General features: G+C 75.3%; 27 protein-coding genes and 5 tRNA genes. 20 read left to right on the top strand and 12 right to left on the bottom strand.

Going from position 1 to position 26,376, the window contains the following annotated elements; all coding sequences use genetic code 11:
- Window positions 1-23: 23 nt before the first annotated feature.
- Complete coding sequence (locus ACFT5B_RS03590; RefSeq protein WP_386796602.1) at window positions 24-440, bottom strand: DUF3054 domain-containing protein; 417 nt, start codon at window positions 438-440, stop codon at window positions 24-26.
- A gap of 73 nt (window positions 441-513) precedes the next feature.
- On the bottom strand, window positions 514-1,086 hold the full coding sequence (locus ACFT5B_RS03585) for an NUDIX hydrolase family protein (protein WP_386796601.1): 573 nt from the start codon (window positions 1,084-1,086) through the stop codon (window positions 514-516).
- Window positions 1,087-1,204: 118 nt separating this feature from the next.
- On the opposite strand from ACFT5B_RS03585, the gene trxA reads away from it, so the two are divergent.
- The 3 genes from trxA to ACFT5B_RS03570 all read left to right on the top strand — a co-directional run bounded on the left by trxA (window position 1,205) and on the right by ACFT5B_RS03570 (window position 2,467).
- The gene (trxA, locus tag ACFT5B_RS03580; RefSeq protein WP_386796600.1) at window positions 1,205-1,582 is read left to right on the top strand and encodes a thioredoxin; all 378 of its coding nucleotides are present in this window, start codon (window positions 1,205-1,207) and stop codon (window positions 1,580-1,582) included.
- 105 nt (window positions 1,583-1,687) lie between these two features.
- Complete coding sequence (locus tag ACFT5B_RS03575) at window positions 1,688-2,368, top strand: HNH endonuclease signature motif containing protein (protein WP_386796599.1); 681 nt, start codon at window positions 1,688-1,690, stop codon at window positions 2,366-2,368.
- A gap of 14 nt (window positions 2,369-2,382) precedes the next feature.
- Window positions 2,383-2,467 (top strand) — tRNA-Leu (locus ACFT5B_RS03570).
- 49 nt (window positions 2,468-2,516) lie between these two features.
- Here ACFT5B_RS03570 and bcp read toward each other — a convergent pair.
- Window positions 2,517-2,996 (bottom strand): thioredoxin-dependent thiol peroxidase, encoded by a 480-nt coding sequence (gene bcp, locus ACFT5B_RS03565; protein WP_386796598.1) that lies wholly within the window; start codon window positions 2,994-2,996, stop codon window positions 2,517-2,519.
- Window positions 2,997-3,159: 163 nt separating this feature from the next.
- Here bcp and ACFT5B_RS03560 point away from each other — a divergent pair, with 163 nt between their 5' ends.
- The 6 genes from ACFT5B_RS03560 (at window position 3,160) to ACFT5B_RS03535 (ending at window position 5,831) form a co-directional block, all read left to right on the top strand.
- Window positions 3,160-3,456 (top strand): GroES family chaperonin, encoded by a 297-nt coding sequence (locus ACFT5B_RS03560; RefSeq protein ID WP_386796693.1) that lies wholly within the window; start codon window positions 3,160-3,162, stop codon window positions 3,454-3,456.
- A 53-nt stretch (window positions 3,457-3,509) separates the two neighbouring features.
- Window positions 3,510-3,585 (top strand) — tRNA-Lys (locus tag ACFT5B_RS03555).
- A gap of 164 nt (window positions 3,586-3,749) precedes the next feature.
- Window positions 3,750-3,825 (top strand) — tRNA-Lys (locus ACFT5B_RS03550).
- Window positions 3,826-3,913: 88 nt separating this feature from the next.
- On the top strand, window positions 3,914-4,672 hold the full coding sequence (gene trmB / locus ACFT5B_RS03545; protein ID WP_386796597.1) for a tRNA (guanosine(46)-N7)-methyltransferase TrmB: 759 nt from the start codon (window positions 3,914-3,916) through the stop codon (window positions 4,670-4,672).
- A 23-nt stretch (window positions 4,673-4,695) separates the two neighbouring features.
- Complete coding sequence (locus ACFT5B_RS03540) at window positions 4,696-5,634, top strand: RimK family alpha-L-glutamate ligase (RefSeq protein ID WP_386796596.1); 939 nt, start codon at window positions 4,696-4,698, stop codon at window positions 5,632-5,634.
- 121 nt (window positions 5,635-5,755) lie between these two features.
- A tRNA-His gene (locus tag ACFT5B_RS03535) sits at window positions 5,756-5,831 on the top strand.
- Window positions 5,832-5,995: 164 nt separating this feature from the next.
- On the opposite strand, the gene orn is transcribed toward ACFT5B_RS03535, so the two are convergent.
- Window positions 5,996-6,664, bottom strand: a complete 669-nt coding sequence (orn, locus tag ACFT5B_RS03530) for an oligoribonuclease (protein WP_386796595.1) — start codon at window positions 6,662-6,664, stop codon at window positions 5,996-5,998.
- A gap of 457 nt (window positions 6,665-7,121) precedes the next feature.
- Between orn and ACFT5B_RS03525 the strand changes: the two genes are divergently transcribed.
- Window positions 7,122-7,781: a phosphatase PAP2 family protein gene (locus tag ACFT5B_RS03525; RefSeq protein WP_386796594.1), complete on the top strand. Its 660-nt coding sequence runs from the start codon at window positions 7,122-7,124 to the stop codon at window positions 7,779-7,781.
- 6 nt (window positions 7,782-7,787) lie between these two features.
- Here ACFT5B_RS03525 and ACFT5B_RS03520 read toward each other — a convergent pair whose 3' ends face one another.
- The 3 genes from ACFT5B_RS03520 to ACFT5B_RS03510 all read right to left on the bottom strand — a co-directional run bounded on the left by ACFT5B_RS03520 (window position 7,788) and on the right by ACFT5B_RS03510 (window position 9,798).
- Window positions 7,788-8,411, bottom strand: coding sequence for an energy-coupling factor transporter transmembrane component T family protein (locus tag ACFT5B_RS03520; RefSeq protein ID WP_386796593.1), 624 nt, complete (start codon window positions 8,409-8,411; stop codon window positions 7,788-7,790).
- Complete coding sequence (locus ACFT5B_RS03515; RefSeq protein ID WP_386796692.1) at window positions 8,411-9,082, bottom strand: energy-coupling factor ABC transporter ATP-binding protein; 672 nt, start codon at window positions 9,080-9,082, stop codon at window positions 8,411-8,413. The genes ACFT5B_RS03520 and ACFT5B_RS03515 overlap by 1 nt, the downstream gene beginning before the upstream one ends.
- 95 nt (window positions 9,083-9,177) lie before the next feature.
- On the bottom strand, window positions 9,178-9,798 hold the full coding sequence (locus tag ACFT5B_RS03510) for a biotin transporter BioY (RefSeq protein ID WP_386796592.1): 621 nt from the start codon (window positions 9,796-9,798) through the stop codon (window positions 9,178-9,180).
- A gap of 189 nt (window positions 9,799-9,987) precedes the next feature.
- On the opposite strand from ACFT5B_RS03510, the gene tsaA reads away from it, so the two are divergent.
- On the top strand, window positions 9,988-10,419 hold the full coding sequence (tsaA, locus tag ACFT5B_RS03505; RefSeq protein WP_386796591.1) for a tRNA (N6-threonylcarbamoyladenosine(37)-N6)-methyltransferase TrmO: 432 nt from the start codon (window positions 9,988-9,990) through the stop codon (window positions 10,417-10,419).
- 138 nt (window positions 10,420-10,557) lie between these two features.
- Here the strand turns inward: tsaA and ACFT5B_RS03500 are convergent.
- Window positions 10,558-10,630 (bottom strand) — tRNA-Arg (locus ACFT5B_RS03500).
- A 73-nt stretch (window positions 10,631-10,703) separates the two neighbouring features.
- Here ACFT5B_RS03500 and ACFT5B_RS03495 point away from each other — a divergent pair.
- From ACFT5B_RS03495 to ACFT5B_RS03460, 8 genes are all read left to right on the top strand, one after another.
- Window positions 10,704-12,557 carry a GTPase gene (locus ACFT5B_RS03495; protein ID WP_386796691.1) on the top strand — a complete coding sequence of 618 codons (1,854 nt, stop codon included), beginning with the start codon at window positions 10,704-10,706 and terminating at the stop codon, window positions 12,555-12,557.
- The gene (locus tag ACFT5B_RS03490; RefSeq protein WP_386796590.1) at window positions 12,554-14,095 is read left to right on the top strand and encodes a GTP-binding protein; all 1,542 of its coding nucleotides are present in this window, start codon (window positions 12,554-12,556) and stop codon (window positions 14,093-14,095) included. The genes ACFT5B_RS03495 and ACFT5B_RS03490 overlap by 4 nt, the downstream gene beginning before the upstream one ends.
- A gap of 89 nt (window positions 14,096-14,184) precedes the next feature.
- Window positions 14,185-14,751 (top strand): single-stranded DNA-binding protein, encoded by a 567-nt coding sequence (locus ACFT5B_RS03485; protein ID WP_386796589.1) that lies wholly within the window; start codon window positions 14,185-14,187, stop codon window positions 14,749-14,751.
- 174 nt (window positions 14,752-14,925) lie between these two features.
- Entirely contained in the window at window positions 14,926-16,608 is a 1,683-nt protein-coding gene (ettA, locus tag ACFT5B_RS03480) for an energy-dependent translational throttle protein EttA (RefSeq protein WP_386796588.1), read from the top strand.
- A 225-nt stretch (window positions 16,609-16,833) separates the two neighbouring features.
- Window positions 16,834-18,786 (top strand): dynamin family protein, encoded by a 1,953-nt coding sequence (locus ACFT5B_RS03475; protein WP_386796587.1) that lies wholly within the window; start codon window positions 16,834-16,836, stop codon window positions 18,784-18,786.
- The gene (locus ACFT5B_RS03470) at window positions 18,783-20,447 is read left to right on the top strand and encodes a GTPase (protein ID WP_386796586.1); all 1,665 of its coding nucleotides are present in this window, start codon (window positions 18,783-18,785) and stop codon (window positions 20,445-20,447) included. Before ACFT5B_RS03475 ends, ACFT5B_RS03470 begins: the two co-directional genes overlap by 4 nt.
- A gap of 67 nt (window positions 20,448-20,514) precedes the next feature.
- Window positions 20,515-21,012 (top strand): acyl-CoA thioesterase, encoded by a 498-nt coding sequence (locus ACFT5B_RS03465; RefSeq protein WP_386796585.1) that lies wholly within the window; start codon window positions 20,515-20,517, stop codon window positions 21,010-21,012.
- Window positions 21,009-21,842, top strand: coding sequence for an MOSC domain-containing protein (locus tag ACFT5B_RS03460; protein ID WP_386796584.1), 834 nt, complete (start codon window positions 21,009-21,011; stop codon window positions 21,840-21,842). Before ACFT5B_RS03465 ends, ACFT5B_RS03460 begins: the two co-directional genes overlap by 4 nt.
- A gap of 5 nt (window positions 21,843-21,847) precedes the next feature.
- On the opposite strand, the gene ACFT5B_RS03455 is transcribed toward ACFT5B_RS03460, so the two are convergent.
- Genes ACFT5B_RS03455 through ACFT5B_RS03445 form a run of 3 tightly spaced genes read right to left on the bottom strand, consistent with a single transcriptional unit; the run spans window position 21,848 to window position 24,803 of the window.
- Window positions 21,848-23,410, bottom strand: a complete 1,563-nt coding sequence (locus ACFT5B_RS03455; RefSeq protein WP_386796583.1) for an SDR family oxidoreductase — start codon at window positions 23,408-23,410, stop codon at window positions 21,848-21,850.
- Window positions 23,411-23,436: 26 nt separating this feature from the next.
- Window positions 23,437-24,402 carry an acyl-CoA thioesterase gene (locus ACFT5B_RS03450; RefSeq protein ID WP_386796582.1) on the bottom strand — a complete coding sequence of 322 codons (966 nt, stop codon included), beginning with the start codon at window positions 24,400-24,402 and terminating at the stop codon, window positions 23,437-23,439.
- Between the two features lie 2 nt (window positions 24,403-24,404).
- Window positions 24,405-24,803 (bottom strand): globin, encoded by a 399-nt coding sequence (locus tag ACFT5B_RS03445; protein WP_386796581.1) that lies wholly within the window; start codon window positions 24,801-24,803, stop codon window positions 24,405-24,407.
- 101 nt (window positions 24,804-24,904) lie between these two features.
- Between ACFT5B_RS03445 and ACFT5B_RS03440 the strand changes: the two genes are divergently transcribed.
- Complete coding sequence (locus tag ACFT5B_RS03440) at window positions 24,905-25,426, top strand: PTS glucose transporter subunit IIA (RefSeq protein WP_386796580.1); 522 nt, start codon at window positions 24,905-24,907, stop codon at window positions 25,424-25,426.
- Window positions 25,427-25,458: 32 nt separating this feature from the next.
- Here the strand turns inward: ACFT5B_RS03440 and ACFT5B_RS03435 are convergent, their stop codons facing one another.
- Window positions 25,459-26,373 carry a mechanosensitive ion channel family protein gene (locus tag ACFT5B_RS03435; protein WP_386796579.1) on the bottom strand — a complete coding sequence of 305 codons (915 nt, stop codon included), beginning with the start codon at window positions 26,371-26,373 and terminating at the stop codon, window positions 25,459-25,461.
- Between the last annotated feature and the right edge of the window lie 3 nt (window positions 26,374-26,376).

Genomic DNA, 26,376 nt, shown 5'->3' with positions numbered 1-26,376 from the left:
CGCGCTACCTCGGGCGAAACGCGCTACGTCGTCGTCGGCCGACGGCGCGACACCAACCCGGCGAGCGCACGCCAGCCGACCAGACCCAGGCCGAGGAACACGGCCGCGACCACCTGGAAGCTCGGGGCGATGCCCTGGTCCGTCGCGAGGCGCAGCAGCATCCCGACCGCCCAGGCCGCCGCCCACACGGCCACGCCCGTCGGCCACAGGGCGAGCGGTCGCCGCCACGCCCGGGCCGCGAGCCAGCCCACGGCGACGCCCGCGAGGAACGGCCAGGCGGTCGCCAGGACCGCGACGATCCCCTCGTGCTCGTCGTGCGACCGGCGGCCGATCGCGGCGAACACGAGCACCCAGACGACGTCGGCCGCCGCCGCGAGAGCCGCCGGGCGCCAGGACGCGGCGGCGCGCCGCGAGGTGGTCGGGAGGGTCTGGGGGGTCATGCGGCGGCTCCGGGTCGTCGATCGTCGGCCCGGCAAGCCTACGGGCAGCGCCCGTGGACGACGCCCGTCCGGCTCACGGCAGGCGGCCGACGTGCGCCATCGCCTGGCGCAGCAGCGTCCCCTGGCCGCCGTGCATCTCCAGCTGCACCTCGTCGCTGCACGCCTGTTCGGGGGTGAGCCACGCGAGGTCCAGCGCCGACTGCTGGGGCTGCGCGTCGCCGCTGATCGGCACCACGTACGCCAGGGACACCGCGTGCTGGCGCGGGTCGTGGTAGGAGGTGATGCCCGGCGTCGGGAAGTACTCGGCGACCGTGAACGGCTGCGGCGACGGCGGGACCAGGGGGAGCGCGACCGGTCCCAGGTCCTTCTCGATGTGCCGCAGCAGCGCGTCCCGGATGCGCTCGTGGTACATCACGCGTCCGCTGACCAGGGCGCGCGTCATGGCTCCCGTGGGGCTGACGCGCAGCAGCAGCCCGACGGCGACCACGTCGCCCGACTCGTCGACCCGCACGGGCACCGCGTCCACGTAGACGAGGGGCAGCTGGGCGCGTGCCGCGGCGATCGCCTCCGGGGAGAGCCAGCCCGCCGGTTGCGGGTGCTCGTGCGGGAAGTCGTCGTCGGGCGGGAGGTCGGCGGTGTCGGTCACGGGTCCAGTTCTACCGTGCGCGTGCCCGACGGCGCACGGCCGGGTCCGCGGCACGGCGGGAATACTGGGACCGTCAGGACCGCTGTATCGGGCGGAAACCCCGATGGAAGGAAGCCAGATGGCCACCCAGGCACTCACGGGCGAGACGTTCGAGAAGACCGTCCTCGAGAACGACATCGTCCTCGTCGACTGGTGGGCGTCGTGGTGCGGCCCGTGCCGCATGTTCGCGCCCGTCTTCGAGCAGTCGTCGGAGGAGAACTCCGACATCGTCTACGGCAAGGTCGACACCGAGGCCGAGCAGTCGCTCGCCGGCGCGGCGCAGATCACGTCGATCCCGACGCTGATGGCCTTCCGCGAGGGCGTGCTCGTCTTCTCGCAGCCCGGCGCCCTGCCCGCCTCCGCGCTGCAGCAGGTCATCGACCAGGTGCGCGGTCTCGACATGGACGACGTGCGCGCCCAGATCGAGAAGGCCAAGGAAGCGGCGCCGCAGAACTGAGCCGGCCGAAGGACGGCCCGCGGCACGCTGCTCGATGCGCGGCGTCCGTCGCGGGCCGTCGTGCTGCCCGCGGCCATGTCGGCGGTTCGAACTAACGTTCGAACCATGGCGCACCGCAAGTACACCTATGAAGTTCTCTCCGAGGCGGCCGCGAACGCGGACTCGCTGACGGGAGTGGTGCGCTACTTGGGTGTGCCGGTCCGCAGCGGCTCGTACAGCCACGTCGCCAAGCGACTCAAAGAGCTGGGCGTCGACACGAGCCACTTCCGACGCAGGAAGTACACGGCCGAAGTCCTCACCGAGGCGGCTGCGAATGCGACTTCGGTGGCAGGCGTTCTACGGAACCTCGGGCTCGTGGAGGCCGGGGGAACGCACGCCCACATCGGGCGCATGCTCAAACAGCTCGGTGTCGACACGAGCCACTTCCGGCGCGACCAGGGGGCGCAGCTGCGAGCGAACCGCTTGTCGTCGGCTGAGGTCCTCGTGCGAGACCCCGATCGGACCCGGCGGAGACCGCCACACCTCCTGCGGCGAGCCCTCGCCGAGGTGGGCCGAGACTATGCCTGCGAGGCCTGTGGGTGCGACGGCCGGTGGCAGGGTGCCCCGCTCACACTGCACGTCGACCACGTCAACGGTGACCTGCGCGACAACCGGGCGTCGAACCTTCGCTTCTTGTGCCCGAACTGCCACGCACAGACACCGAACTTTGCCGGGCGGAATGCCAGGAACCGTGGCTGGCTCGACCCTCGCGGACGCGAAGGCGGCACGGCGGGTGAACGCGGCTAGACTGGCGCCCGCCAGCCGGAGTGATGGAACTGGCAGACATCCGGCGTTTAGATCGCCGTGCCCTCGGGCGTGCGGGTTCGACTCCCGTCTCCGGCACCACCGTCGCGCGCCTGCAGGAAGGGAACACCGGGGCTGGGTCGCCCGCGTGTCAGCGCGGGTCGATACCGAGGTCGCGCCGCAGCTTCGCGACGTGGCCCGTCGCCTTGACGTTGTACTGCGCCAGCGCGACCTTGCCGTCCTCGTCGACGACGACCGTCGACCGGATGACCCCCGTGTACGTGCGGCCGTAGTTCTTCTTCTCGCCCCAGGCGCCCCACGCCTCGAGCGTCGTGTGCTCGGTGTCGCTCACGAGGGGGAAGGTGAGCTGCTCGTCGGCGACGAACTTCGCGAGCTTGTCGACGCCGTCAGGCGAGACGCCGACGACGTCGTAGCCGGCGCCCTGGAGCGAGGCGAGCGAGTCGCGGAAGTCGCACGCCTCCTTGGTGCAGCCGGGAGTCCCGGCGGCCGGGTAGAAGTACACGACCACGCGGCGGCCGCGGTGGTCCGCGAGGCGGTACGTGCCGCCGTCCGCGGTCGGGAGCGTGAGCTCGGGCGCGTCGTCGCCGACGGCGAGGCGGTGCGCGGTCATCGGTCCTCCTGGGGTGGTGGGGTCGCTGCGACTCTATGCGACCGCTTGGCCCTGGTGGGTGTGGACGGGCTTCGGGTGGCTCTCCGGCGGCCGGTACCGTGGGCCCGTGAGCAAGACCCGCACCACGACCGAGACGCCTGACCAGCCGCACGTGCCCGTCCGGATGCTGCACGACCGCCTCCTCGTCCTCCCGGAGACCGACTCGGCCGAGCGCCAGACGTCCGCGGGGCTCGTGATCCCCGCGACCGCGGTCGGGCCCAAGAAGCTCGCGTGGGGCGGCGTCGTCGCGGTCGGAGAGAACGTCCGTCGCGTGGACGTCGGCGACCGGGTGCTGTTCGACCCGGACGAGCGTGCCGAGGTCGACCTGGGCGGCAAGGACTACGTCCTGCTGCGCGAGCGCGACGTGCACGGCGTCTTCGAGCAGCCGGCGACGGGGGAGCGGACCGGCCTCTACCTGTAGCCCCGGGATTCGATTTCGGGGTCACGCCCGGGTCCTGCTACCCTTCTTCTCGCGCGCCATTAGCTCAATTGGCAGAGCAGCTGACTCTTAATCAGCGGGTTCGGGGTTCGAGTCCCTGATGGCGCACCACCTTCGACCAGGCCGTTCGTCCTCATGGGCGGGCGGCCTTCGTCGTCCCGCCGGGCCGTGGGTCGACGCAGGGCTCGCGTCCGACGGCGGCGCGGCCACCGGGAGCGCCGGCCCGCAGGTCCGTGGTCCGGAGAGGCCCCCAGGGCTGCTACTCTTCTTCTCGCGCGCCATTAGCTCAATTGGCAGAGCAGCTGACTCTTAATCAGCGGGTTCGGGGTTCGAGTCCCTGATGGCGCACCACCTCTGACCAGGCCGTTCGCCCTCGTGGGCGGGCGGCCTTCGTCGTCCCCGGGACCGCCGGATCGGGCCGCCCGCCTAGACTGGGACCGTGCCCGAGCCCGTCGTGACAGCCCCCGGACCGGCATCGTCCCACCGGTCGGTGCCGGTCTCCTTCGTCCGCCGCAGCCGCCGTCTGAGCGACGGGCAGCAGCGTCTCTGGGACGAGCAGCGCCCCCGCTACCTGGTCGACGTGCCGCGCGCCGCGGCGTCGACGTCCGTCGCCCCCGCGTTCGTGCTCGACCTCGCCGCGGTGCCTCCGGGCGACGGGCCCGTCGTCGTCGAGATCGGGTCGGGGCAGGGCGACGCGGTGGTCACGGCGGCCTCCGCACGACCCGGCACCCGGTTCGTCGCGGTCGAGGTCTACGAGCCCGGCCTCGCGCACACGGCGCGCAGCGCCGCGGCCGCGGGGGTCGACAACCTCCGCCTCGTGCAGGCGAACGCGCCCGAGGTGCTCGCGTCAGCGCTGCCCGAGGCGAGCGTCGACGAGGTGTGGGTGTTCTTCCCCGACCCGTGGCGCAAGGCCCGCCACACCAAGCGGCGCCTCGTCGACGAGGCGTTCCTGCGGCTCGTGGCGCGCGTCCTCGTGGACGGGGGCGTGCTCCGGTTCGCGTCCGACTGGGAGCCGTACGCCGAGCAGGTCCGCGACCTCCTCGTCGCGGCCGACGGCTTCGTGCCCCACGGCGAGACGACGCCCGACGGCTGGGCGCCGCGCTTCGAGGGGCGCGTCCTGACGGGCTTCGAGCGCAAGGGCACCGCGGCCGGCCGCGTGGTCCACGACCTCGCGTACGCGCGCACGCCGCGCGGCTGACGCCCGGCGGCTAGGCTCGTTCCGTGACCGACCCCATCGCTCCCAGCCGTCTCCGTGCCGCGCTCGTGACGTGCGCGGAGCTGCCGGACCTCGACCCCGACGACGTCCCCCTGGTCGCCGCGCTCGCCGACCGTCGCGTGGCCGCAGAGCCCGTGGTCTGGGACGACCCGGCCGTCGACTGGGGGTCCTACGACCTCGTCGTCGTGCGGTCGGCGTGGGACTACGCACCCCGGCGCGACGAGTTCGTCGCGTGGGCGCGGAGCGTCCCCAACCTGCTCAACGCCGCGGACGTCATCGCGTGGAACACCGACAAGGCGTACCTGCACGAGCTCGCGGAGCGCGGCGTCCCCACGATCCCGACGGTCTGGCTGGACCCGGACCGCAACCTCAGCGCGCGCGCCGTCCACACCCGGATGCCCGCCCACGGCGACTTCGTGATCAAGCCCACGGTGAGCGCGGGAGCGCAGGGCACCGGCCGGTACGAGTCCGGCGACGCGACCGAGAGGGGGCTCGGGATCCGGCACGCGCTCGACCTGCTCGCCCAGGGACGGCACGTCATGATCCAGCCGTACCAGCAGGCGGTCGACACCGTGGGCGAGACGGGCCTGATCTTCGTCGACGGCCGGTTCTCGCACGCGATCACCAAGCGCGCGCTGCTCAGCGGGCCCTACGAGGCCGAGGACGCGTCCCTGTACGTGCGGGAGCGGCTCGAGCGCGCCGTCGCGACGCCCGAGCAGCTCGCGATCGCCGAGCGGACGCTCGCGGCCGCGGCGGAGGTGCTCCCGAGCGCCGCGAAGCCGCTGTACGCGCGTGTCGACCTCGTGCCCGACGCCGTCGGGGCGCCGCAGCTCATCGAGCTCGAGCTGACCGAGCCGTCGCTCTTCCTCGCGTACGACGGCGACGCCGTCGACCGGTTCGCGGACGCGATCGCGCTGCGGGCGCTCCGGGCGCGCGTGTCCTGAGCCGGCACGGTCGGGGGCGTGGTCATGACGACCCCCTCCGAGCAGGTACACTTTTCGTCGGCCCCAGGTGCGATCCGCACGGGGGTCGCACCGCGGGTGACGTGGCAGCACGTCCCGCATGGTGGGTATAGCTCAGCTGGTAGAGCACCTGGTTGTGGTCCAGGGGGTCGCGGGTTCAAGTCCCGTTACTCACCCCAGTCGCGAGGCCCGGAGCCTCGGTCGAGATGTGATTCTCGACCGAAGCCCCGGGCCTCGTTCGTCGTTCCGGCCGGTGTGCCCGGTGCGACGACGCCCGCCGGCGCCGGCGTCACGGCGAGGTGAAGGGTGCGCGGGCGGGCGTCGCGACGAGGACGGCGGGAGGTCAGGCCTCGGCCTCTGCCGCGCTGGTCGTGCCCGCACGGGACGGCGTCGCGAGCACGCGGCCCGCGACGGCCTTGGCCGCCTTGGAGTCCGGACCCGGCTGCGGGACGAAGAGCGCCTCGCGGTAGTAGCGGAGCTCGTCGATGGACTCGAGGATGTCGGCGAGCGCCCGGTGGCCGCCCTGCTTCTTGGGGGCCTGGAAGTACACGCGCGGGTACCAGCGGCGAGCGAGCTCCTTGATCGACGACACGTCGACGATCCGGTAGTGCAGGTGCTCGACGAGCTGGGGCATGTCGCGGTCGAGGAAGGTCTTGTCGGTGCCCACCGAGTTCCCGGCGAGCGGCGCCTTGTTCGGCTCGGGGACCCAGGTGCGGACGTAGTCGAGGACCTGTGCCTGCGCGTCGGCCATGGTGGTGCCGCTCGCGAGCTCCTCGAGCAGTCCCGACGACGTGTGCATGGTGCGCACGAAGTCGCCCATCTGCTCGAGCGCCTCGGCGGGCGGCTTGATCAGCACGTCGATGCCGTCGCCGAGCACGTTCAGCTCGGAGTCCGTCACGACGGCGGCGACCTCTATCAGCGCGTCCGCGGTGAGCGACAGGCCGGTCATCTCGCAGTCGATCCAGACGATCCGGTCGGTGCTGGGGCTGGGGGAGGGCGTCAGTGGGCTCACGCCCTCAGGGTACGTGCCGTCGTCGCCCGGACAGGCGAGTGCCCCGCCGCTCCGGCCGGGTGGGCCGGTGCCGACGGGGCACCCGGGGTGGTGGGTCGCGGCCTGGGGCCGCTGCCGGTCCTGCTGCGGTGCGGGTTCCCGCTGACGCGTGTCATGCGGGCCTGCGGTGCGGCACGCGGGTGCGTGCCGGGACGCGGGAGGTGACGAAGCGCATGGCCTCGCGGCGTCGCGTCGCCTCCTCGAGCCTCTCTCTCCTGGCGATGTCCGCGGCGCGGAACATCATCTCGGGATGCATCTGGTTCTCCCTGCTGTGCGTGTGACGTGCGAGCCGGCCGGGCTGATCAGACCTGGCCACGTGCTGCGGAAGTGCGCAACGTGCTCGTTGGACCTCACCGCGGTGATGGCTCAAGCCTCCCAGGAGGGTGTGACACACCGCACTGTCTTTTAGGGTCTGGGGATGGGGGAGCCTCGCCGGACGGCGCGCACGGCGTGGTGGCTGGCGGGCGCCGCCGCGCTGGTCTTCGTCGCGGTGCTCGTGCAGGTCGCGACGGGCACGGGGCTCGCGCACGCGGACGAGCCGGTCCTCGCGTGGTTCGTCGCGCACCGCACCCCGGCCGCGACGCACGTCATGACGGTCGTGACGGAGCTCTTCGGGGCCGTCGTGCTGCCCGCGGCGGTGGCGGTCGGGTGCCTGGCCTGGTGGTGGTGGTCGCGCGACTGGTGGCGCCCGGCGCTCCTGGCCGCGGCGATGGCCCTGCAGGCGGTCCTGTCGCTGGTGCTCAAGGCCGTGATCGCACGCCCGCGCCCCCCGGACCTGACCCAGACCGTCCCCGGGGCCGTCGTCACGCACTCGTTCCCGTCCGGGCACACCATGGCGGCCGCGACCCTCACGACGGCGCTCGTGTGCCTGCTCGGCGCCGCCCGGGGAAGGTCGGCGGCGTGGTGGTGGGCGGCGTCGTCGGGCGCCGTGGTGATGACGGCGCTGGTGGCGACGAGCAGGCTCTACCTCGGGTACCACTTCCTCACGGACGTCGTCGCGGGCGCGGCGGCGGGGTTCGCGGTGGGCGTGCTCGTCCTCGTCCCGCGCCGACCGGCGCCCCGGCCGAGCCCGGGCTGAGCGGGGTCAGTCGTCGACGCCGCGCGCCCGCAGGGCGTCGCCCAGCGCGTCGGCGCGCCGCAGGGTCCCGACGACGAGCGGCACCGCGAAGGCACGCAGGTCGCGCTCGCGTCCGCGGGCGCGCTGCGCGTCGCGGACGTCGTCGGCGAGGTCGGCCAGGACCGGGACGGACCGGATCGCGAGGGCGAGCACGAGCGCGACACGGTCGGGTCGGACGCCGACCACCCGCAGCGGCCGCGCGGCGTGCTCGATCGCGGTGAGCACCTCGGTGGTGCGCGTCGTCAGGACGACGAGCGCGGCGAGCGCGACCAGCAGGACGAGCCGGCTGCTCAGCAGCGCGGCCCGCGCGGGGCCGTGCGCCCACCACTGGAGCGCGAGCACGGCGGGCACCAGCCAGACGAGGGGGCGCAGCTGGGCGACGAGCGCGCGGGCGCCGACCCGCGAGGCCAAGGACACCGCGAGCACGAGCGCCGCCAGCGCTCCGACACCCCACCACGACCGCACCAGCAGCACCACGACCGACACCACGGCGAGCATCGCGAGCTTGAGGCCCGCGGGCGCGCGGTGGACCACGGAGTCCCGGGGCACGTACGCGCCGAGCAGCCCGGCGCCCGACCGGAACCCGTCCATCACGCCCCCATGAGCCTGCGGTAGAACGCGAGCGCCGGGGCGGGCTCGTCGTCGGCGACGACGCGGCCGTCGTCGACCACGAGGACGCGGTCGTAGCCGTCCAGCAGGTCGAGGTCGTGCGTGACGACGACGACCTGCTGCTCGAGCGAGCCGAGGAGGCGTCCGATCGCGCGGGCGTTGCGGAGGTCGAGGAGCGTCGTCGGCTCGTCGGCCACGAGCAGGCGCGGGTTCGTGACGAGGACCGACGTGATCGCGAGGAGCTGCTTCTGGCCCCCCGAGAGCAGGTGCGCGGGGTGGTCCGCGTGCCCCGCGAGCCCACGCTCGGCCAGGGCGGCGTGCACGACGGCGGCCCGCTCGGCCTCGGGGAGCCCGTGCTCGCCGCGGCGGGGGCGCAGCGAGTAGGCGACGTCCTCGGCGACGGTCGGCATGACGATCTGCGCGTCCGGGTCCGTGAACACGAAGCCGACGACCCGGCGCACGGCGGCCCCCTGCGTGCGGGTGTCGAGCCCGTCGACGGTGACCTGCCCCCGCGTCGGGACGACGAGGCCGTCGAGGAGGCGCGCGAGCGTGGACTTCCCTGATCCGTTGGCACCGACGACGCCGACCCGTCGCTCGGTGATCGTCAGGTCGATCCCGCGCAGCACGTCGCGCTCGCCCAGGCGGACGTGCACGTCGTCGAGGCGGACGGGGACGGCGGCCTGCGGGCGCGCCGCGTCGGGCGCCGCCACCTCGGGGGTGGGGGCGCCCGCGCGGCGGCGGAGAGGGCTCACCGGCGGCGCGCGGCGGGGCCTGCGGGCGGGTACGCGCGCACGACCGCAGCCGTCACGAGCGCGGTGAGCACCGCCTTGACGACGTCTCCGGGCAGGAACACCCACGAGCCGGTGACCGCGGTCCACAGCGGGATGCCCGCGACGAGGGCCGAGACGGGGATCCCGACGGCGTAGATGGCGCCCATGCCTCCGACGACGGCCGCGCCGAAGACCTTCGGCGCGGTCACCCGGCCTCGGATCCGGTCCACGAGCCAGCCGGTCACCGCGGCGCCCAGGACGAACCCGTACAGGTAGCCCGCGGTGGGGCCGACGAACGGCTCGACCCCGCCGACGCCGCCCGCGAGGACGGGCAGCCCCGCGAGGGCCAGCAGGAGGTAGGTGACGACGGCGAGCGCGCCGCGCCACCAGCCGAGCAGCGCACCGGCGAGCATGACGCCGAGCGTCTGGAGCGTGAGGGGAGCGAGCGCCGAGCCCAGCGAGATCGCGGGCGTCAGGGCGAGCACGCAGATCAGGGCGGCGAACGACGCGATGCGGGCCGCGTCGGGCGCGGTGACGGCGAACCGCCGGCCGGTCCGCGGGGCGGTCGGTTCGTGCGTGACCTGCTCGGTGGCGCTCATGGGTCTCCCTGGATCGTGGTGGTCTTGGTGCCTCGTCGACAACTGTCCCTCACGCGCGGCCCCGGAGGCAGCGCAGTCCACGCGCGAGTTCAGGGCCGCGCGTTGGAGGCATCCCACAACGCGTTGTCGAAGCCCCACAAGCGCTCGGCTGGCCGCGCGGGGTGCGGGCGACGTCCGTACGCTGGCGGCATGACGACCGAGGGTCCGCGGCTCCCGACCGTCGAGCTGACCGCGATCGGGCGCGTCTCGTCGCCCCTCACGGCGCTCACCGACGCGCCCCGCCAGCCCGACGAGGGCGCGCCGGCGGCGTGGCTCGAGCTCGACCCGGCGCTCGCGCCCGCTCTCGCGGGCGTGGAGGTCGGGGACGCGGTCGTGGTCCTGACGTGGCTCGACCGGGCCGACCGCAGGACGCTCGCCGTGCACCCGCGCGGCGACCTCGACCGGCCCCTTCTCGGGGTGTTCGCGACGCGGTCGGCCGACCGGCCTAACCCTGTCGGGCTGCACACGGCGCGGGTCGTGGCGGTCGAGGGGACGCGCGTGCGGCTCGACCACCTCGAGGCCGTCGACGGGACGCCCGTGCTCGACCTCAAGCCTGCGCTCGGGCCGGTCGAGGAGCGCTGACGCGCATCGCGCGGCTCCTCGCGGCGCTCGCGCCCACCTGGGCCCGGTCGCCGACGCGTGGGACGTGCTGCGCCGCACGCAAGGGCGGTCCGCCGCACCACGACCGGCCGTCCGACGGCCGACGGCGAAGGCGCTGGGTGCCCCGAGCAGGACTCGAACCTGCAACCTACGGATTAGAAGGCCGTTGCTCTATCCATTGAGCTATCGAGGCGCGCGCTCATCCTAGTCACCGGGCGCACTCCGGCGCGGCGCGGTTTGCGCTGGCGCGCTCAGCAGCAAAGATGATGGACGTGACCCAGCGACCACCGTCAGGCGCCGACCGGGCCGCGTCGGAGGCTGCCGAAGCGTTCACGCCCACCCTCTACGACGTGGTGCGCGACCTGCGCCGTGACGTCGCCGCGGTCCGCCTGCCGCTCGAGCTCCCGGGGCGGGACGACGCGCTCGGCTCGCGCGAGCGCCTCCTCGGACAGCTCGACCAGCACCTCCTCCCGCGCCTCAAGGAGCTGAGCGCGCCGGCCGTCGTGGTGGTGGCCGGCTCGACCGGGGCCGGCAAGTCCACGCTCTACAACTCGGTGCTCGGGGACGAGGTGTCGCCCGCGGGCGTGCTGCGACCCACGACGCGCGAGCCCGTCTACGCCCACCACCCGGCCGACGCCGACGTGGTCCCGGCCGACGGCCCGGCGACCAGCCGGTCCCGCGTCGTCGTCAGCGAGGCCGTGCCGCGCGGCATCGCCCTGCTCGACGCGCCCGACCTCGACTCGCTCGAGGAGTCGAACCGCGACACCGCGCGGCTCCTGCTCGAGGGCGCCGACCTGTGGCTCTTCGTCACGACGGCGGCCCGCTACGGCGACGCGCTGCCCTGGCAGACGCTCGAGCTCGCCACCGAGCGCGGGGCGAGCGTCGCGATGGTCCTCAACCGGGTGCCGCGCGACACCCTCCCGACGATCCGCGCCGACCTCATGGCGCGCCTGCGCGAGCACGGCATGGACTCGACGCCGCTGTTCGTCGTGCCCGACCTCGGCCCGCACGAGGGGCTGCTCGGCGACACGGTCGTCGCGCCGGTGCGCCGGTGGCTCACGCTGCTCGCGGGCCGCGAGCGGTCGCGGTCGGTCGTGGTGCGCACGCTCCAGGGCTCGCTCGACGCCCTGCCCGCGTGGGTTGCGCGCCTCGCCGAGGCCGTCGAGGCGCAGGTCGCGGCCGGCGCTGCGATCCGGGAGACCGTCCGCGCGGCGCTCCCGGCCGTGGCGGACAGCGCGCGCGCCGGGGTGCTCGCGGGCGGGGTCGCGCGAGGGTCGGTGGCCTCCGGGTGGGCGCAGCTCGCGCACGCGCGCGTCGACGCGGTCAAGGTCAAGGACGGGACCGCGAGGTCGTCGCGACGCGCGGGCCGTCGCCGGGAAGCGGCGATCGAGCCGGTGCTCGCCGACCTGCTCGCGTCCGTCGGGCACACGTGGGAGAGCACGGCCGACGCGGCGGCCACCGCGCTGCGCGTCGCGCTCACCGGTGACGACGCCCCGCCCGGCGCCGCGGACGCCGCACCGCTGGTCGCGGACGGGTCCCCGGAGCGGTCCGCCCAGGCCCGTGCCGCGGCGTCCGCGTGGGAGACCGAGGGCACGGACGCCGTCCGCGCGCTGACCGGCGACCGCGCCGACGCGGCCCGGCAGGCCTACGGCGACCGCGGTCTCGCGACGCTGCTCCTGCTCGGCGCGGCGGGCCTCGACGACGCCGCCCGCGCGGCCGCCCGGGTCGTCGGGGACGACGCGGGGACCGTCGTCGAGCGGCTGCGCGCCTCGCTCGCAGACCGCGTCGCGAGCGTCCCGGACGTCGTCGCGGGGAGCGTCCTCGAGCACGTCGACGGACCCGCCTTCGCGGCCGACGCCGCCTCCGGTCTGCGCCTGCGCCGTGCCGAGCTCGTCCGGCAGACACGCCACGCGCGCGCCGTCCGGGGTGGGGGAGCGCGTCTCGCGGCAGGCGCCGGCGGGTCGGGTCCCGCCGCGGTGGGCGAGGCCGGCGTCGCCGACCGCAGGCCCCGGGCCGGGAAGGCGAAGGACGGCAAGGCCGAGGCGGCGCGAAGCGCCGCGGACGGCACCGCAGGGGGCGAGGCCGCTGCGGCCGCGCACGGTACGGAGGGAGCGGCATGACCGACGACGCCCGCCTGCGCGCGCGCACGGACGACCTCGAGAACGCGCTGCGGATCGCGCACGACCGCGTCGAGAAGGATGTCGTGGCGGACGTCGAGACGGCGGTCGCGTCCGTCCGCGAACGGCTCGCGCTCGGCGTGGACCACACGGTCGTGGCGCTCGCGGGGGGCACGGGGTCGGGCAAGTCGAGCCTGTTCAACGCGATCTCGCGGCTCACGTTCGCGGACGTCGGGGTCCGGCGGCCCACCACCGCCGAGGTGACGGCCTGCTCGTGGAGCGACGACGCCGAGCCGCTGCTGGACTGGGTGGGCGTGAGCCGGGAGCGACGGATCACGCGCGAGTCGCTGCTCGACGGCGACGCCGAGGAAGGCCTGCGGGGCCTCGTGCTCCTCGACCTGCCCGACCACGACTCCATCCAGCCGGCGCACCGGCAGGTCGTCGACCGGGTGCTGCCGCTCGTCGACCTGCTCGTGTGGGTCGTCGACCCGCAGAAGTACGCCGACGACGCCCTGCACTCCGGCTACCTCCGCGAGTCGGTCGGCATGGAGGCGTCCATGGTGGTCGTCGTCAACCAGGTGGACACGATCCCGGAGGGCCGGCGCGAGTCGCTGCTCGAGGACGTCGGCCGGCTGCTCGTCGCGGACGGGCTCAACGAGGTCCCCGTGCTGGGGGTCTCGGCCCGCACCGGTGAGGGCGTCCCCGAGCTGCGCGACGTCCTGGAGCAGGCGGTCGCGCGCCGGTCCGTCGCGGCCGGCCGCGCGGCCGCGGAGCTCGACCGGGCGGGCCGCGTCCTGCTCGACTCGACGCCGCCGGGCGCGCCGTGGGACGCGGACGCGGCCCTGCACGAGGAGGTCGGTGCCCTGGCGCAGGCGGTCGGGCTCGAGGGCGTGGGCGCCCAGGTCCAGAGCGTGATCCGCCGCGGGTACGGCCGTCCCGAGTTCGGCGAGATCCAGACCGACGCGGTCGCCGGCTCGCGCTCGCGATGGCTGGCGCGGGCGGGCAAGGGGCTCCGGCGCGGCTGGGGGGACGCGCTCGCGTCCGGCCTCGCGACGCCGAGCGAGATCGTCGTCGCGCTGCGCCGCGAGCTCGAGACCATCCCCCTGGACACGCGCGGGCCGTCGTCGGCGAGACCGCTGCGGCGCACCGCGCTCGTCCTGCTCGTGCTGGCGCTCGTCGCCGGGGTCGTCGCGGTCCTCACCAGCCTGCACGTCATCAAGGTCGACGAGCCGTTCGGGGAGATCCTCGCGATCGTCGCCGTCGCGGCCGTCGTGGTCGCGCTCGTCCTGCTGCTGGTCGCGCTGCGCACGCGTCGCACCCTCGCCCGACGCCGCCGCGAGGGCGTCGTGCGGTCCGGCCGGATGGCGCTCGAGCGGGTCGTGCGCGGTGGCCTGCTGGGGCCGACCGAGCGGATCCTGGGACAGCGCGACGAGGTGCGTCGCCTGGCCGCGCGTGCGCAGGACGCGCCGCACGGGGCGCCGCTCACCGCGGGCCGGGGGCTGCCCACAGTGCCCGCTGCCGCCGAGTCGTCCACACCCTGAGTCCCCTTCCCCGCGTCCGGGCGCGGGGACGCGCCACGCTGTGCGGGACGGGTCGGCGCCAGGCCGGCCCCCGACCCGAGGAGACAGCGATGAGCGAGGTCCAGACGACCCTGACCGGCTTCGTGGGGGACGACCCGAAGCACTTCGTGTCCGCGACGGGCACGTCCTTCACGACGTTCCGGATGGCGACGACGCGGCGGTTCTTCGACCGGAGCAAGGGCGAGTGGGTGGACGGGCAGACCCTCTGGTTCACGGTGAAGACGTGGCGCGACATGGCGCGCAACGTCGCCGAGTCGCTGCGCAAGGGCGACGCGGTGGTCGCGACGGGCGTCGTCGGCGTCGACGAGTGGATCAGCCCCGACGGGCCACGGACCTCGCTCGTGCTGGAGGCACGTGCCCTCGGACCGGACCTCGCGCGCGGCCAGGCGCGCTACACGCGCACGATCCACCGGCCTGCGTCGGACGGGCGCGAGCAGGACGGCGCGGCCGACGGCCTCCCGGCGGCGGGAGCCGCCGCGGCGCCCGACGACGACCCGTGGGCGAGCAGCCTCCCCGAGCTGGGCGACGACCCGGACGCGGCGGGCGACTCGGCCGACGCGGGCACCGGGGAGCACCAGGTCGCGGACCGGGAGGACGCTCTGGCGCCGGTCGGCTAGGCGACGGGCGGCCGCTGCGGGCGAGCGCGTCGAGCGGCGGGGCGCCCGGACCGCGTAGGCTGGTGGGTCGCGGGCGCCCGGCCTGCGCCGGCGCCTCCCACCGGGAGGCTCCGGCGGCGTGGCGGGCGGCGCCCCACGTCCTCCCGAACGATCGTGACAGGCGGAACACAACCGGTGGCTGAGTTCATCTACTCCATGTACAAGGCGCGCAAGGCGCACGGCGACAAGGTCATCCTCGACGACGTGTCGCTGAACTTCCTGCCCGGCGCCAAGATCGGCGTCGTCGGCCCGAACGGGGCGGGGAAGTCGACGATCCTCAAGATCATGGCGGGCCTGGACCAGCCCTCGAACGGGGAGGCGCGGCTGTCGCCGGGCTACTCGGTCGGCATCCTGCTCCAGGAGCCGCCGCTCAACGAGGACAAGACCGTCCTCGGGAACGTCGAGGAGGGCGTCGCCGAGATCAAGGGCAAGCTCGACCGGTTCAACGAGATCTCGAACCTCATGGCCGAGCCCGACGCCGACTTCGACGCGCTCATGGCCGAGATGGGCACCCTCCAGGAGGCCATCGACGCCGCGAACGCGTGGGACCTCGACTCGCAGCTCGAGCAGGCGATGGACGCCCTGCGGTGCCCGCCGCCGGACGCGGACGTCAAGGTGCTGTCCGGTGGTGAGCGCCGCCGCGTCGCGCTGTGCAAGCTGCTGCTCGAGCAGCCCGACCTGCTCCTCCTCGACGAGCCCACCAACCACCTCGACGCCGAGTCGGTGCTGTGGCTCGAGCAGCACCTCGCGTCGTACCCCGGCGCCGTGCTCGCCGTGACCCACGACCGGTACTTCCTCGACCACGTCGCGGAGTGGATCTGCGAGGTCGACCGCGGCCGCCTGTACCCCTACGAGGGCAACTACTCGACGTACCTGGAGAAGAAGCAGGCGCGCCTCGAGGTCCAGGGCAAGAAGGACGCCAAGCTCGCCAAGCGTCTCAAGGACGAGCTCGAGTGGGTCCGGTCCAGCGCGAAGGGCCGCCAGACCAAGTCGAAGGCCCGCCTGGCCCGCTACGAGGAGATGGCGGCCGAGGCCGAGCGCACCCGGAAGCTCGACTTCGAGGAGATCCAGATCCCGGCCGGGCCGCGCCTCGGCAACCTGGTCATCGAGGCGACGGACCTCGAGAAGGGCTTCGACGGCCGCACGCTGATCGACGGGCTGAGCTTCACGCTGCCCCGCAACGGCATCGTCGGCGTGATCGGTCCGAACGGCGTCGGCAAGACGACGCTCTTCAAGACCATCGTGGGCCTCGAGCCCCTCGACGCCGGCGAGCTCAAGGTCGGCGAGACGGTCCGGATCTCGTACGTCGACCAGTCGCGCGGCGGCATCGACCCCAAGAAGACGCTGTGGGAGGTCGTGTCGGACGGGCTCGACTTCATCAAGGTCGGCAACGTCGAGATCCCGTCCCGCGCCTACGTCGCGTCGTTCGGGTTCAAGGGCCCGGACCAGCAGAAGCCCGCGGGCGTGCTCTCGGGCGGCGAGCGCAACCGCCTCAACCTCGCGCTCACGCTCAAGCAGGGCGGCAACCTGCTGCTGCTCGACGAGCCCACGAACGACCTCGACGTCGAGACCCTCGGCTCTCTCGAGAACGCGCTGCTCGAGTTCCCGGGCTGCGCCGTCGTGGTCAGCCACGACCGGTGGTTCCTCGACCGCGTCGCGACGCACATCCTCGCCTACGAGGGCACCGAGGAGGACCCGGCGAGCTGGTACTGGTTCGAGGGGAACTTCGCGTCCTACGAGGAGAACAAGGTCCAGCGGCTCGGCGCCGACGCCGCGCGGCCGCACCGCGTCACCTACCGCAAGCTCACGCGCGACTGAGACGTCACGCCCCGGACGGCGCCCGCCCTGCCCTCGTGCAGGGTCGGGCGCCGTCCGTCGTCGCGGGCTCCTGCGCCCGTCGCGTGCCCACCCGCCGTGCCACGCGCCCGCCGCGCGTCCCGGGGCCACCGTGCGTCGCGGGGCCGCCGTTGGTCGCGGGGCCACCGGGCGAGTGCGTCCCGGGGCCACCGGGCGACCGCGGGTCCTCTCCGGCACACTGGCCGCATGAGCAGCGACGACGCGAGCGCGGAGGCACGCCTGGCGGCGGCCGTGACCGCCTCGCGTGGTGCGCTGGGCGCGGCGACGTTCCCCTTCGCGACCGACGACGCCGCGGACGCGCGTCGCACCCGCGGCGAGCTGCTCGGCCAGCTCGACGACTACCTGCTCCCGAGGCTGCGCGCACGCGACGCGCCGCTCCTCGCGGTCGTCGGCGGGTCCACGGGCGCGGGCAAGTCGACGCTCGTGAACGCGCTCGTCGGGGCCACCGTCAGCGCGCCCGGCGTGCTGCGCCCCACGACGCGCGCCCCCGTGCTCGTCCATCACCCGCTCGACGGCGCGTGGTTCACCTCCGACCGGGTGCTGCCGGGCCTCGCCCGACTCCGTGCGGGCAGCGCCGCCCCGGCGGCGCCGGCCGGCCCTGCGGCGGACGCGGCGGTCGGCGCGCGGACCCTCCGGCTCGTCGCGGACGACCACGTGCCCCGCGGGCTCGCGCTCGTCGACGCTCCCGACGTCGACTCGGTCGCGACCGAGAACCGCGAGCTCGCGCAGCAGCTCCTCGCCGCGGCCGACCTGTGGGTGTTCGTCACCACGGCCGCCCGGTACGCCGACGCGGTGCCGTGGGACCTGCTCGCGGCGGCGGGCCGTCGTCGGGCGCAGGTCGCGCTCGTGCTCGACCGGGTCGACCCGGGCGCCGAGGCCGTGGAGGCCGACCTCGCCCGCCTCGCGGAGGCCGAAGGCCTCGGCGAGGCCCGCATCTTCCTCGTCCGCGAGACGCCTCCGGGCGACGACGGGCTCCTGCCCGCGCGCGCCGTCGCCCCGCTCGCCCGCTGGCTCACGCGGCTCGCCGCCGACGACGAGGCGCGCCACGGGGTCGTCGACGCGACCCGCGACGGCGTCGTCGACGACCTCGTCCGCCGGCTGCGCGGGCTCGCGGACGCGGCGGGGACCCAGGAGGCGGCCGGCGCCGAGCTCCGCCGCGCCGTCGACGACGCCTACGAGGACGCCGCCCGGATGCTCCTCGAGGCGACCGCGGACGGCAGCCTGCTGCGCGGCGAGGTCCTGGGCCGCTGGCAGGAGCTCGTGGGCGGGAACGAGCTCTTCGCGGGCTTCCAGCGTGCCGTCGGGCGGGCACGGGACCGGGTGGCGGCGTTCTTCCGCGGGCGGTCGGAGGCGGTGCCCCGGCTGGAGCGGGCGATCGGGTCGAGCCTCGAGGGCCTCGTCCTCGACGCGGCCGAGACCGCGGACCAGCGCGCGGCCGCCGCGTGGCGGGGGACCGCGGCCGGGCGGGCGCTCCTGGTGGGCGGTGACGCCGCGGTCCCGCCGACGGCGCACGGCGAGCTGCGCGAGCGGGCCACGGCCGAGGTGCGCGGCTGGCAGGAGGACGTGCTCGAGCTCGTCCGTGACCGTGGCGCCGCGAAGCGCGGGACGGCGCGGGCGCTGTCGTTGGGCATCAACGGCGCGGGCGCGGTCCTCATGGTGCTCGTCTTCGCGTCCACCGCGGGGCTCACGGGCGCCGAGCTGGGCATCGCGGGCGGCACGGCGGCCGCGTCGCAGGCGGTGCTGTCGGCGGTGTTCGGGGACGAGGCGGTCCGCCAGCTCACCCGGTCGGCGCGGGAGGCGCTCGACACGCGTGTCCGCGCCGTCCTCGCCGCCGAGGCGGAACGCTACCGCGGCGTCCTCGCCGCGCTCAGCACCCCGGACCCCGCTGCCTTGCGCACCGCCGCTTCGGACGTCGAACGGGCCGCACGGGACGAGCGTGCCGGGCGCGAGGCCGCCGGGGGAGCGGACGGCGCGCCCGCGGCGCACGCCGCACCGGCGGCGCGGGCCGGCGGCCTGCGCGGGGCCGACCTGCCCGAGGAGGGCCCGGACGGGCGGACTGCCGACGACGAGGCTGGCGAGCCCGACGAGGGCGGGCGCGGCGGGTTCTGGCGCCGCGTGCTCCGGGGCGGTCGCGGATGAGCGCGCGCCGGCGCGGCGCGTCCCTCGGGCTGCCGCAGCGCACGAGCGCGCTCGAGGCCGCACGGCACGCGGGCGCCGGACGCCTCGACCCGGACCTCGTCGCGCGCGTCGACGCGGTCCTCGGGGCGGGCCGCGCGCGGGCCGCGCTCTCGAGCGAGCACACCGTGGTCGCGCTCGCGGGCGCGACCGGCGCCGGGAAGTCGTCGCTGTTCAACGCGCTCGCCGGCGGTGCGGTCCAGGACGTCGGCGTGCGGCGTCCCACCACGTCCGACGCCGCAGCCTGGGTCCGCGGCGAGGGGGCCGGCCCGCTGCTCGACTGGCTCGGGGTGCGCGACCGCCACGAGGCTCCTGGCGCCGAGGCGCAGCCGGCAGGAGCGTCCGACGCCGGAGCCGCGGCCCCCGGCGGAGCGCCGGCGCTCCCCGACGCGCCCGACGGCCTCGTCCTGCTCGACCTGCCGGACCACGACTCGGTCGTCGTCGAGCACCGGGAGCGGGCGGAGCGGCTGGTGGAGCGTGCCGACCTGCTGGTGTGGGTCCTCGATCCGCAGAAGTACGCCGACGCCGCGCTGCACGAGCGCTACCTGCGACCGCTTGCGGGGCACGCCGACGTCATGGTCCTGGTGCTCAACCAGATCGACCGGCTCGCCCCCGCGGACGCAGCGGCCTGCCTCGACGACGTCCGGCGGCTCGCGTGGGAGGACGGGCTGGGCGACGTCCGCGTGCTCGGCGTCTCGGCCCGGACCGGCGCAGGTCTCGGGGAGCTGCGCGACCTGCTCGCCGACGCCGTCCGCCGGCGCGAGGCTGCCACGGCGCGGCGCACGGCCGACGTGCGCGCCGTCGCGGGCGACGTCCTCGCCGCGTGCGGGGAACCCCTCCCGGACCGCGCGTCGCGGGTCGCGCAGGCCGAGCTCCACCGGGCGCTCGAGTCGGCGGCGGGCGTCGACCTGGTCGTGGACGCGGTGCGGGCCTCGGTGCTCCGGCGCGCGCGGTCGGCGACCGGCTGGCCGGTCACCCGCTGGCTCGGGCGGCTGCGCCCCGACCCGCTGCGCCGGCTGCGCCTCGAGGACCCGGGCCGCGACCCCGACCTGGTCCGTTCCTCGCTCCCGTCGCAGGCTCCCGCGGTCGCCGCGCAGGCCCGCGTCGCGGTCCGTGGGTACGTCCGTGCCGTCTCGAGGGGCGCCCCGGACGCGTGGGTGCGCGCCGTCGACCGCCGCGGCGCGGACGCCGTCGCCGCCTTGCCCGACGCGCTCGACCGCGCTGTGGTCGCCACCCGCCTGTCCGCCGCGCGGCCGCCGCGGTGGTGGCGTGCGGTCGACGTCGTCCAGTGGGTCCTGCTGGGCGTGGCGGCGCTGGGCCTGCTGTGGCTCGGCGCGCTCGCGCTGCTCGGCTACCTGCAGCTCCCCCGACCCGGCACCCCCGAGTGGCACGGCGTGCCCCTGCCGACGGGGCTCCTCGTCGCGGGCGTCGTCGCCGGGCTGCTGCTCGCGCTCGTGGCGCGCGGGCTGGCCGGGCTCGGGGCGCGCCGCCGGGCCCGCGGTGCGCGAGCCCGGCTGCGGGCGGCCGTCGCGACCGTCGCGGACGAGCGGGTCCGCCTCCCCGTCGCCGAGGAGCTCGCGGCGCTCGCGACGTGCCGGACGTCGGCCGCGATCGCGGCGTCGTGAGGATCACACCCGCGGCGGTGCCTGCGTGGCGCGGACCGGGCCGCCGCCGGCGGTAGGTTCGGGGACCATGACCCGACTGCACGTCCCCGTCTCGCTGCGCTGGTCCGACCTCGACGCCTACCAGCACGTCAACAACGTCGAGATGTTCCGGCTCCTCGAGGACGCCCGCATCACCGCCTTCTGGCAGCACCCCGATGCGGGCGAGGACGCCTGGCCGACGGCGGTCATCGAGAACGGCCCGGGCGCGTCGTCGCACACGTTCGTCGCCCGGCAGGAGATCGAGTACCTGCGCCCGCTCGCGTTCACGCGCACGCCCGTCCGGGTCGAGATGTGGATCGGGAAGATCGGCGGTGCGAGCCTCGAGGTCTGCTACGAGGTGCACGACGGCGCGGCACGGTTCGACCGCGTCGGCCCCTCGACGGGCGGCGAGCCGTACGCGCGGGCGGCCACGACGATCGTCGTCGTGGACGCCGCGACCGAGCGGCCGCGGCGCATCACGACCGACGAGCGCGCCGCCTGGGAGCCCTTCCTGGGCGACCCCATCGCGTTCCGGCGCCGCGGGTGAGCCCCGGGGCGGGCGCCGCGATGCGGGTCGCGTCGTTGCACGTCTACCCCGTCAAGGGCTGCCACCGGGTCGACGTCGACGCGGCCGCCGTCGAGCCGTGGGGTCTGGCAGGTGACCGGCGCTGGCTGCCGGTCGACGCGGACGGGAAGCTCGTGAGCCAGCGCGAGGTGCGCGCGCTGGCGACCGTCCGGCCACGCCTGACGGGTGCGGGCGTCCGGCTGTCCGCGCCGGGCCTCGACGACCTCGAGGTCCCGGCCGTGCCCGGGCAACCCGTCGAGGCCGACGTGTGGGGGAACCGCTTCCGGGCCACGGCGTGCGGTCCGGAGGCCGACGCCTGGTTCTCCCGGGTCGCGGGCCGGGACCTGCGGCTCGTGTGGATGGACGACCCGACGCGTCGTCCGGTCGAGCCCGGCTGGTCGCGGCCCGGGGACGTCGTGAGCGCGGCGGACGGCTACCCGCTGCTCCTCGCGAGCGCGTCCTCCCTCGACGCGCTCAACACGTGGATCGCCGCGGAGTCCTCGCCCGACGAGGTCGTGCCGATGACGCGCTTCCGGCCCAACCTCGTGGTCGAGGGCTCGCCGGCCTGGGCCGAGGACGCCTGGACCGGGCGGCGGCTGCGCGTGGGAGACGTCGTCTTCCGCGTCGCCGGCCCGTGCGCGCGCTGCGTCATGACGACGACCGACCAGGAGTCGGGGGAGCGGCGCCGCGAGCCGCTGCGCACGCTGGCCCGGCACCGCAACGTCGACCGGCAGCTGCTGTTCGCCGTCAACGCCATCCCGGACGGCCCTGGGGTGGTGCGCGTGGGCGACGAGGTCGCGCTCGTCGACTGACACGCTCAGCGGCGTGCCGCCCTCCGGGCGGCCTCGGCGGCCACGTTGCGCTGCATCCCGCCGAACACGGCGCCGTGGAACGGTTTGACCGACCACCAGTAGAGCTGGCCCGCCAGGCCGTGCGGCGAGAACAGCGCGCGCTGCGCGAAGTACGTGCGACCGGGCCCGGCCGCCGCCTCGGGTCCCGGGCCGGGTGCGTCGGGCGTGCGGGCGGCAAGCTCCTCGGCGGCCGTGTCGACGCGCAGCTCGAGCCACGCCAGGCCGGGCACCCGCATCTCGGCGCGCAGCAGCAGCCGCCGTCCGGGCTCGATCGCCTCGACCCGCCAGAAGTCGAGGACGTCGTCGACCCGCAGGTGCCGCTCGTCGCGGCGCCCGCGGCGCAGCCCCGGGCCCCCGGCCAGCCGGTCCATCAGGCCGCGCACGCGCCATGCGAGCGACCACGAGTACCAGCCGCGATGGCCCCCGATCTCCTCGATCACGCCCCACAGGACGTCGGCGGGGGCGTCGACGACGGTGCGGCGCTGGTCGACGTAGAACGAGCCGCCCGACCAGTCGGGGTCCGTGGGGAGGGGATCGCTCGGCGCTCCCGGCAGCGCCGCGGACGACCAGCGGGTCGTCACCTCGCCGTCGTGGACGCGCTGCAGCGCGAGCTCGATCGCCCGCTCCACGCCGACGAGCCCCTCGGGCGGGTCGGGCACGAGCGTGCGGACGTCGTGCTCGCGGCACACCGTCTCGTGCTCGAGCGACTCCACGAGCGGCTTGGCGATCCCCGCGGGCACCGGAGTCACGAGGCCGACCCACAGGCTCGACAGGCGCGGCGTCAGGACGGGCACCGGCACGATGAGCCGCCGGGGCAGACCGGCGACGCGCGCGTAGGTCTGCATGAGCTCGCCGTACGTCAGGACGTCCGGGCCCCCGACGTCGAAGGTCCGCGACACGTCGGACGGCATCGTCGCGCTGCCCACGAGGTAGCGCAGCACGTCCCGGACCGCGATCGGCTGGATGCGGTTGGAGACCCAGCGCGGTGTCGTCATGACCGGGAGCCGCTCGGTGAGGTAGCGCACCATCTCGAACGACGCCGAGCCGGACCCGAGGATCACCGCCGCCTGCAGCACGGTGACGGGGACTCCCGACGCGAGGAGGATCTCGCCGACCTCCCGCCGGCTCGCGAGGTGGCGCGACAGCTCGACCCCCGCCGGCGCCAGCCCACCGAGGTAGACGATGCGTCCGACGCCCGCCTCGCGCGCGGCCCGTCCGAAGGTGAGCGCCAGGTGCCGGTCACGCGCCTCGAAGTCCCGGCCGGTGCCGAGCGAGTGGACGAGGTAGTACGCCACGTCGACGCCGTCCAGCGCCGCCCGGAGGTCGTCGAGCTCCCCGACGTCGCAGCGGACCAGCTCGACGTCGTCCGCCCACTCGCGGCCGGCCAGGCGCGCGGGGTCCCGCGCGAGAGCCCGGACCCGGAAGCCCGCCCCGAGGAGCTCGGGGACGAGACGGCCGCCCACGTACCCGGTCACGCCCGTGACGGCCGCCACGGGCGGGGTCGTCGGGTCGGCGGTCTCGGTGGGCACGCCTCAGTCTCGCCCGGCCGTCCGCCCTAGGCAGCGGGGAGCCGGATCATCCCCTCCTGGCCCATCGAGGCGACGAGCACGCCCGCGCGCGTGAACACCCGGGCCGAGGCGAGGCCGCGGCCGCCCTGCGCGCTCGACGCCTCCTGCTCGAACAGCAGCCAGTCGTCGACGCGGACGTCGCGGTGCCACCACATGGCGTGGTCGAGGCTCGCCATCGACATGCCGGGGCTCGACCACGCGTGCCCGCTGACCCGCAGCACCGGCTCGAGCATGAGCTGGTCGCAGGCGTACAGGAGCAGCGCGCGGTGGAGGAACTGGTCGTCCGGCACGGAGCCGCGCGAGCGGACCCACACGTGCTGCCGGTCGGAGCGGACGGCGGCGGGCCCGAGGAACAGGGCACCCTCGACGTGACGGACCTCGAACGCCGAGTCGTGCGACCAGTGCCGGGCCTGCGGGTGGTCGATGCCGCCGAGCGTGTCGAGCGCGCTCGGCACGTCCTCGGGCGCCGGAACGTCCCGCGGCATGGTCGCCTGGAACTCGACGCCGTCCTGCTGCTCCTGGAACGACGCGATCATCGACAGGATCGGCCGGCCGTGCTGGATGGCGTGCGTGCGCCGCGCGCTGAACGAGCCGCCGTCCCGGAGCCGCTCGACGGTGAGGTCGACGGGCACGTCGAGGTCGCCCGGGCGCAGGAAGTAGCCGTGCAGCGAGTGGGGGAGCCGGGTACCGGTCCCGGCGCCCTCGGGCCCGCCGACCGTGCGCCACGCGGCCGTGAGCGCCTGCGCGAGCACCTGTCCGCCGTACACGCGGCCGTTCGGCTGGTGCAGGGTCTCTCCGGTGAACAGGTCGTCCCCGACGTTCGTCCCCGAGCTCGCCTCCTGGGCCGTGCCGCGCGGGGTCACGTCGAGCACGTGCAGGAGGTGCGCGAGCCGCTCCGCGCCCTGCCCGGCGTCGTCGGTCGTCGTCCCCGTCGGTGTCCCGTCCACGGTCATGGCTACTCCTCGAAGGTGTTGACGAGCGAGTGGGCGGCCCGGTCCAGGTAGTCCCACAGCGTCGCCTCGTGCAGCGGCGCGAGGTCGAGCGCGTCGACGGCGGTGCGCATGTGGGCGAGCCAGCGGTCCCGGGCGTCCGGGTTGACCTTGAACGAGGCGTGGCGCATGCGCAGGCGCGGGTGGCCGCGGGTCTCGGAGTACGTCGTCGGGCCGCCCCAGTACTGCTCGAGGAACATCGTGAGGCGCTGCCGCGCGGGTCCGAGGTCCTCCTCGGGGTACAGGGGGCGCAGGACCTCGTCGGTCGCCACGCCCTCGTAGAAGACGTCCACCAGGCGGACGAACGTGGCGTGGCCGCCGATGTCGTCGTAGAAGGACTGCTGGCTGGTGGGGGAAGCGCTCACCGACCTAGTATCGCCGGTGCGGGGGCGGGTTCCGCCTTCCTTCGGCGCGCGCGGCCCGCGCGGCTTAGGGTGGGCGAGGTTCACCGAAGGACGGAGGCTGCATGACGTCGGCGCACGAGGACGTCGCCACCTCCGTCACCGCTACCCGCCTCGTGCTGACCGCCCCGCTCGACGGCGTCGTGCACGCCCTCGCGGACGTCCCGGACCACGTCTTCTCCGCCGGCATCGCCGGCCCCGGCGTGGCGATCGAGCCGGCTCGCCCGCCCCACGGCCCGGCGCTCGCGCACGCGCCCGTCGCCGGCCGGCTCGTGACCCTCTTCGCGCACGCGTTCGCCGTCGAGCCCGCACCGGGCGTCACCGTCCTCGTGCACCTCGGCATCGACACGGTCCGCCTGGCGGGCGAGGGGTTCGCGCTGTACGCGGCCGAGGGCGAAGAGGTCGCGCTCGGGGACCCCGTGATCGGCTGGGCGCCCGACGACGTCCAGGCCCGCGGCCTGGCTGCTCTCTCCCCGGTGGTCGCGCTCCAGGCGGAGCCCGACACCATCGAGCTGCTCGTCGAGCCCGGCCAGCCCGTGTCCGCTGGGAGCCCGCTGTTCGCCTGGACGGTGCCGACGGCCGCTTAGGCCTTCGCCCCGCTGCGGTCCGTCGGGCCGGCTCAGGCCGAGACGAGCGTGACCTCCGCGTCGTGGAGCTCGTCGCGCGCCGCGAGCCGCAGCGCGCGCTGGACGTCCCACTGCATGGCCGCGCGGGTGCGCACCGAGACCGAGAGCTCGACGCCGTCCGCGGTGATCGCGTCGCCGACCCGGAGCGTCGGCGGCTCGAGGAACGCCCCGCCGAGCACCGGGTCGCCCTGCACCGCGTCGACCGCGCGCTGCACGGCGGCGCGCGCCGCCTCGAGATCGGTGTCCGGGGCCACGACGACCGGGACGACCGCGTTCGCCCACTCCTGCGTCTGGTTGCCGACGCGCGCGATGTCGCCGTTGCGCAGGTACCAGAGCGTGCCCGCGGAGTCGCGGACCTTGGTGACGCGCAGCGCCACCTCCTCGACCGTGCCCCGCACGACCCCGAAGTCCACGGTGTCGCCGACGCCGTACTGGTCCTCGAGCAGCATGAAGGTGCCGGACAGGAAGTCCTTGACGAGGCTCTGCGCGCCGAAGCCGAGCGCGACGCCGACGACCCCCGCGGACGCGATGAACGGCGCCAGGTCCACGCCGAGGTCCCCGAGCACGAGGAGCACCGCGATGGTGCCGACGACGATCGACGCCGTCGAGCGGAGCACCGTCCCGAGGGTCCGGGCACGCTGGGCGCGCCGCTCGGCGACCACCGGGTCCACCTTGAGCAGCCCGCCGGTCACGGACTCGGACTGGTAGCCGCGCGCGATCCTGTCGATCGTCCGGTGGATGAGCCACCGCAGCAGCACCAGCACCAGGACCGAGACGAGGATCGTGATCGCGATCCGCAGCGGCACGCCCACGAACCAGTCCCACCACTGGGACGGGTCGGGCGGGGGCAGGGGGCCGAGGTCCGTCGGCGACGGGCTCGGCGTCGGCGTGGAGGCGGCGTGGAGCATGGC

Source organism: Luteimicrobium sp. NPDC057192 (assembly GCF_042670205.1).
Classification (GTDB): Bacteria; Actinomycetota; Actinomycetes; order Actinomycetales; family Cellulomonadaceae; genus Luteimicrobium.
The sequence above is the reverse complement of the archived record's forward strand: the minus strand, read 5'-3'. Positions and strand labels throughout refer to the sequence as shown.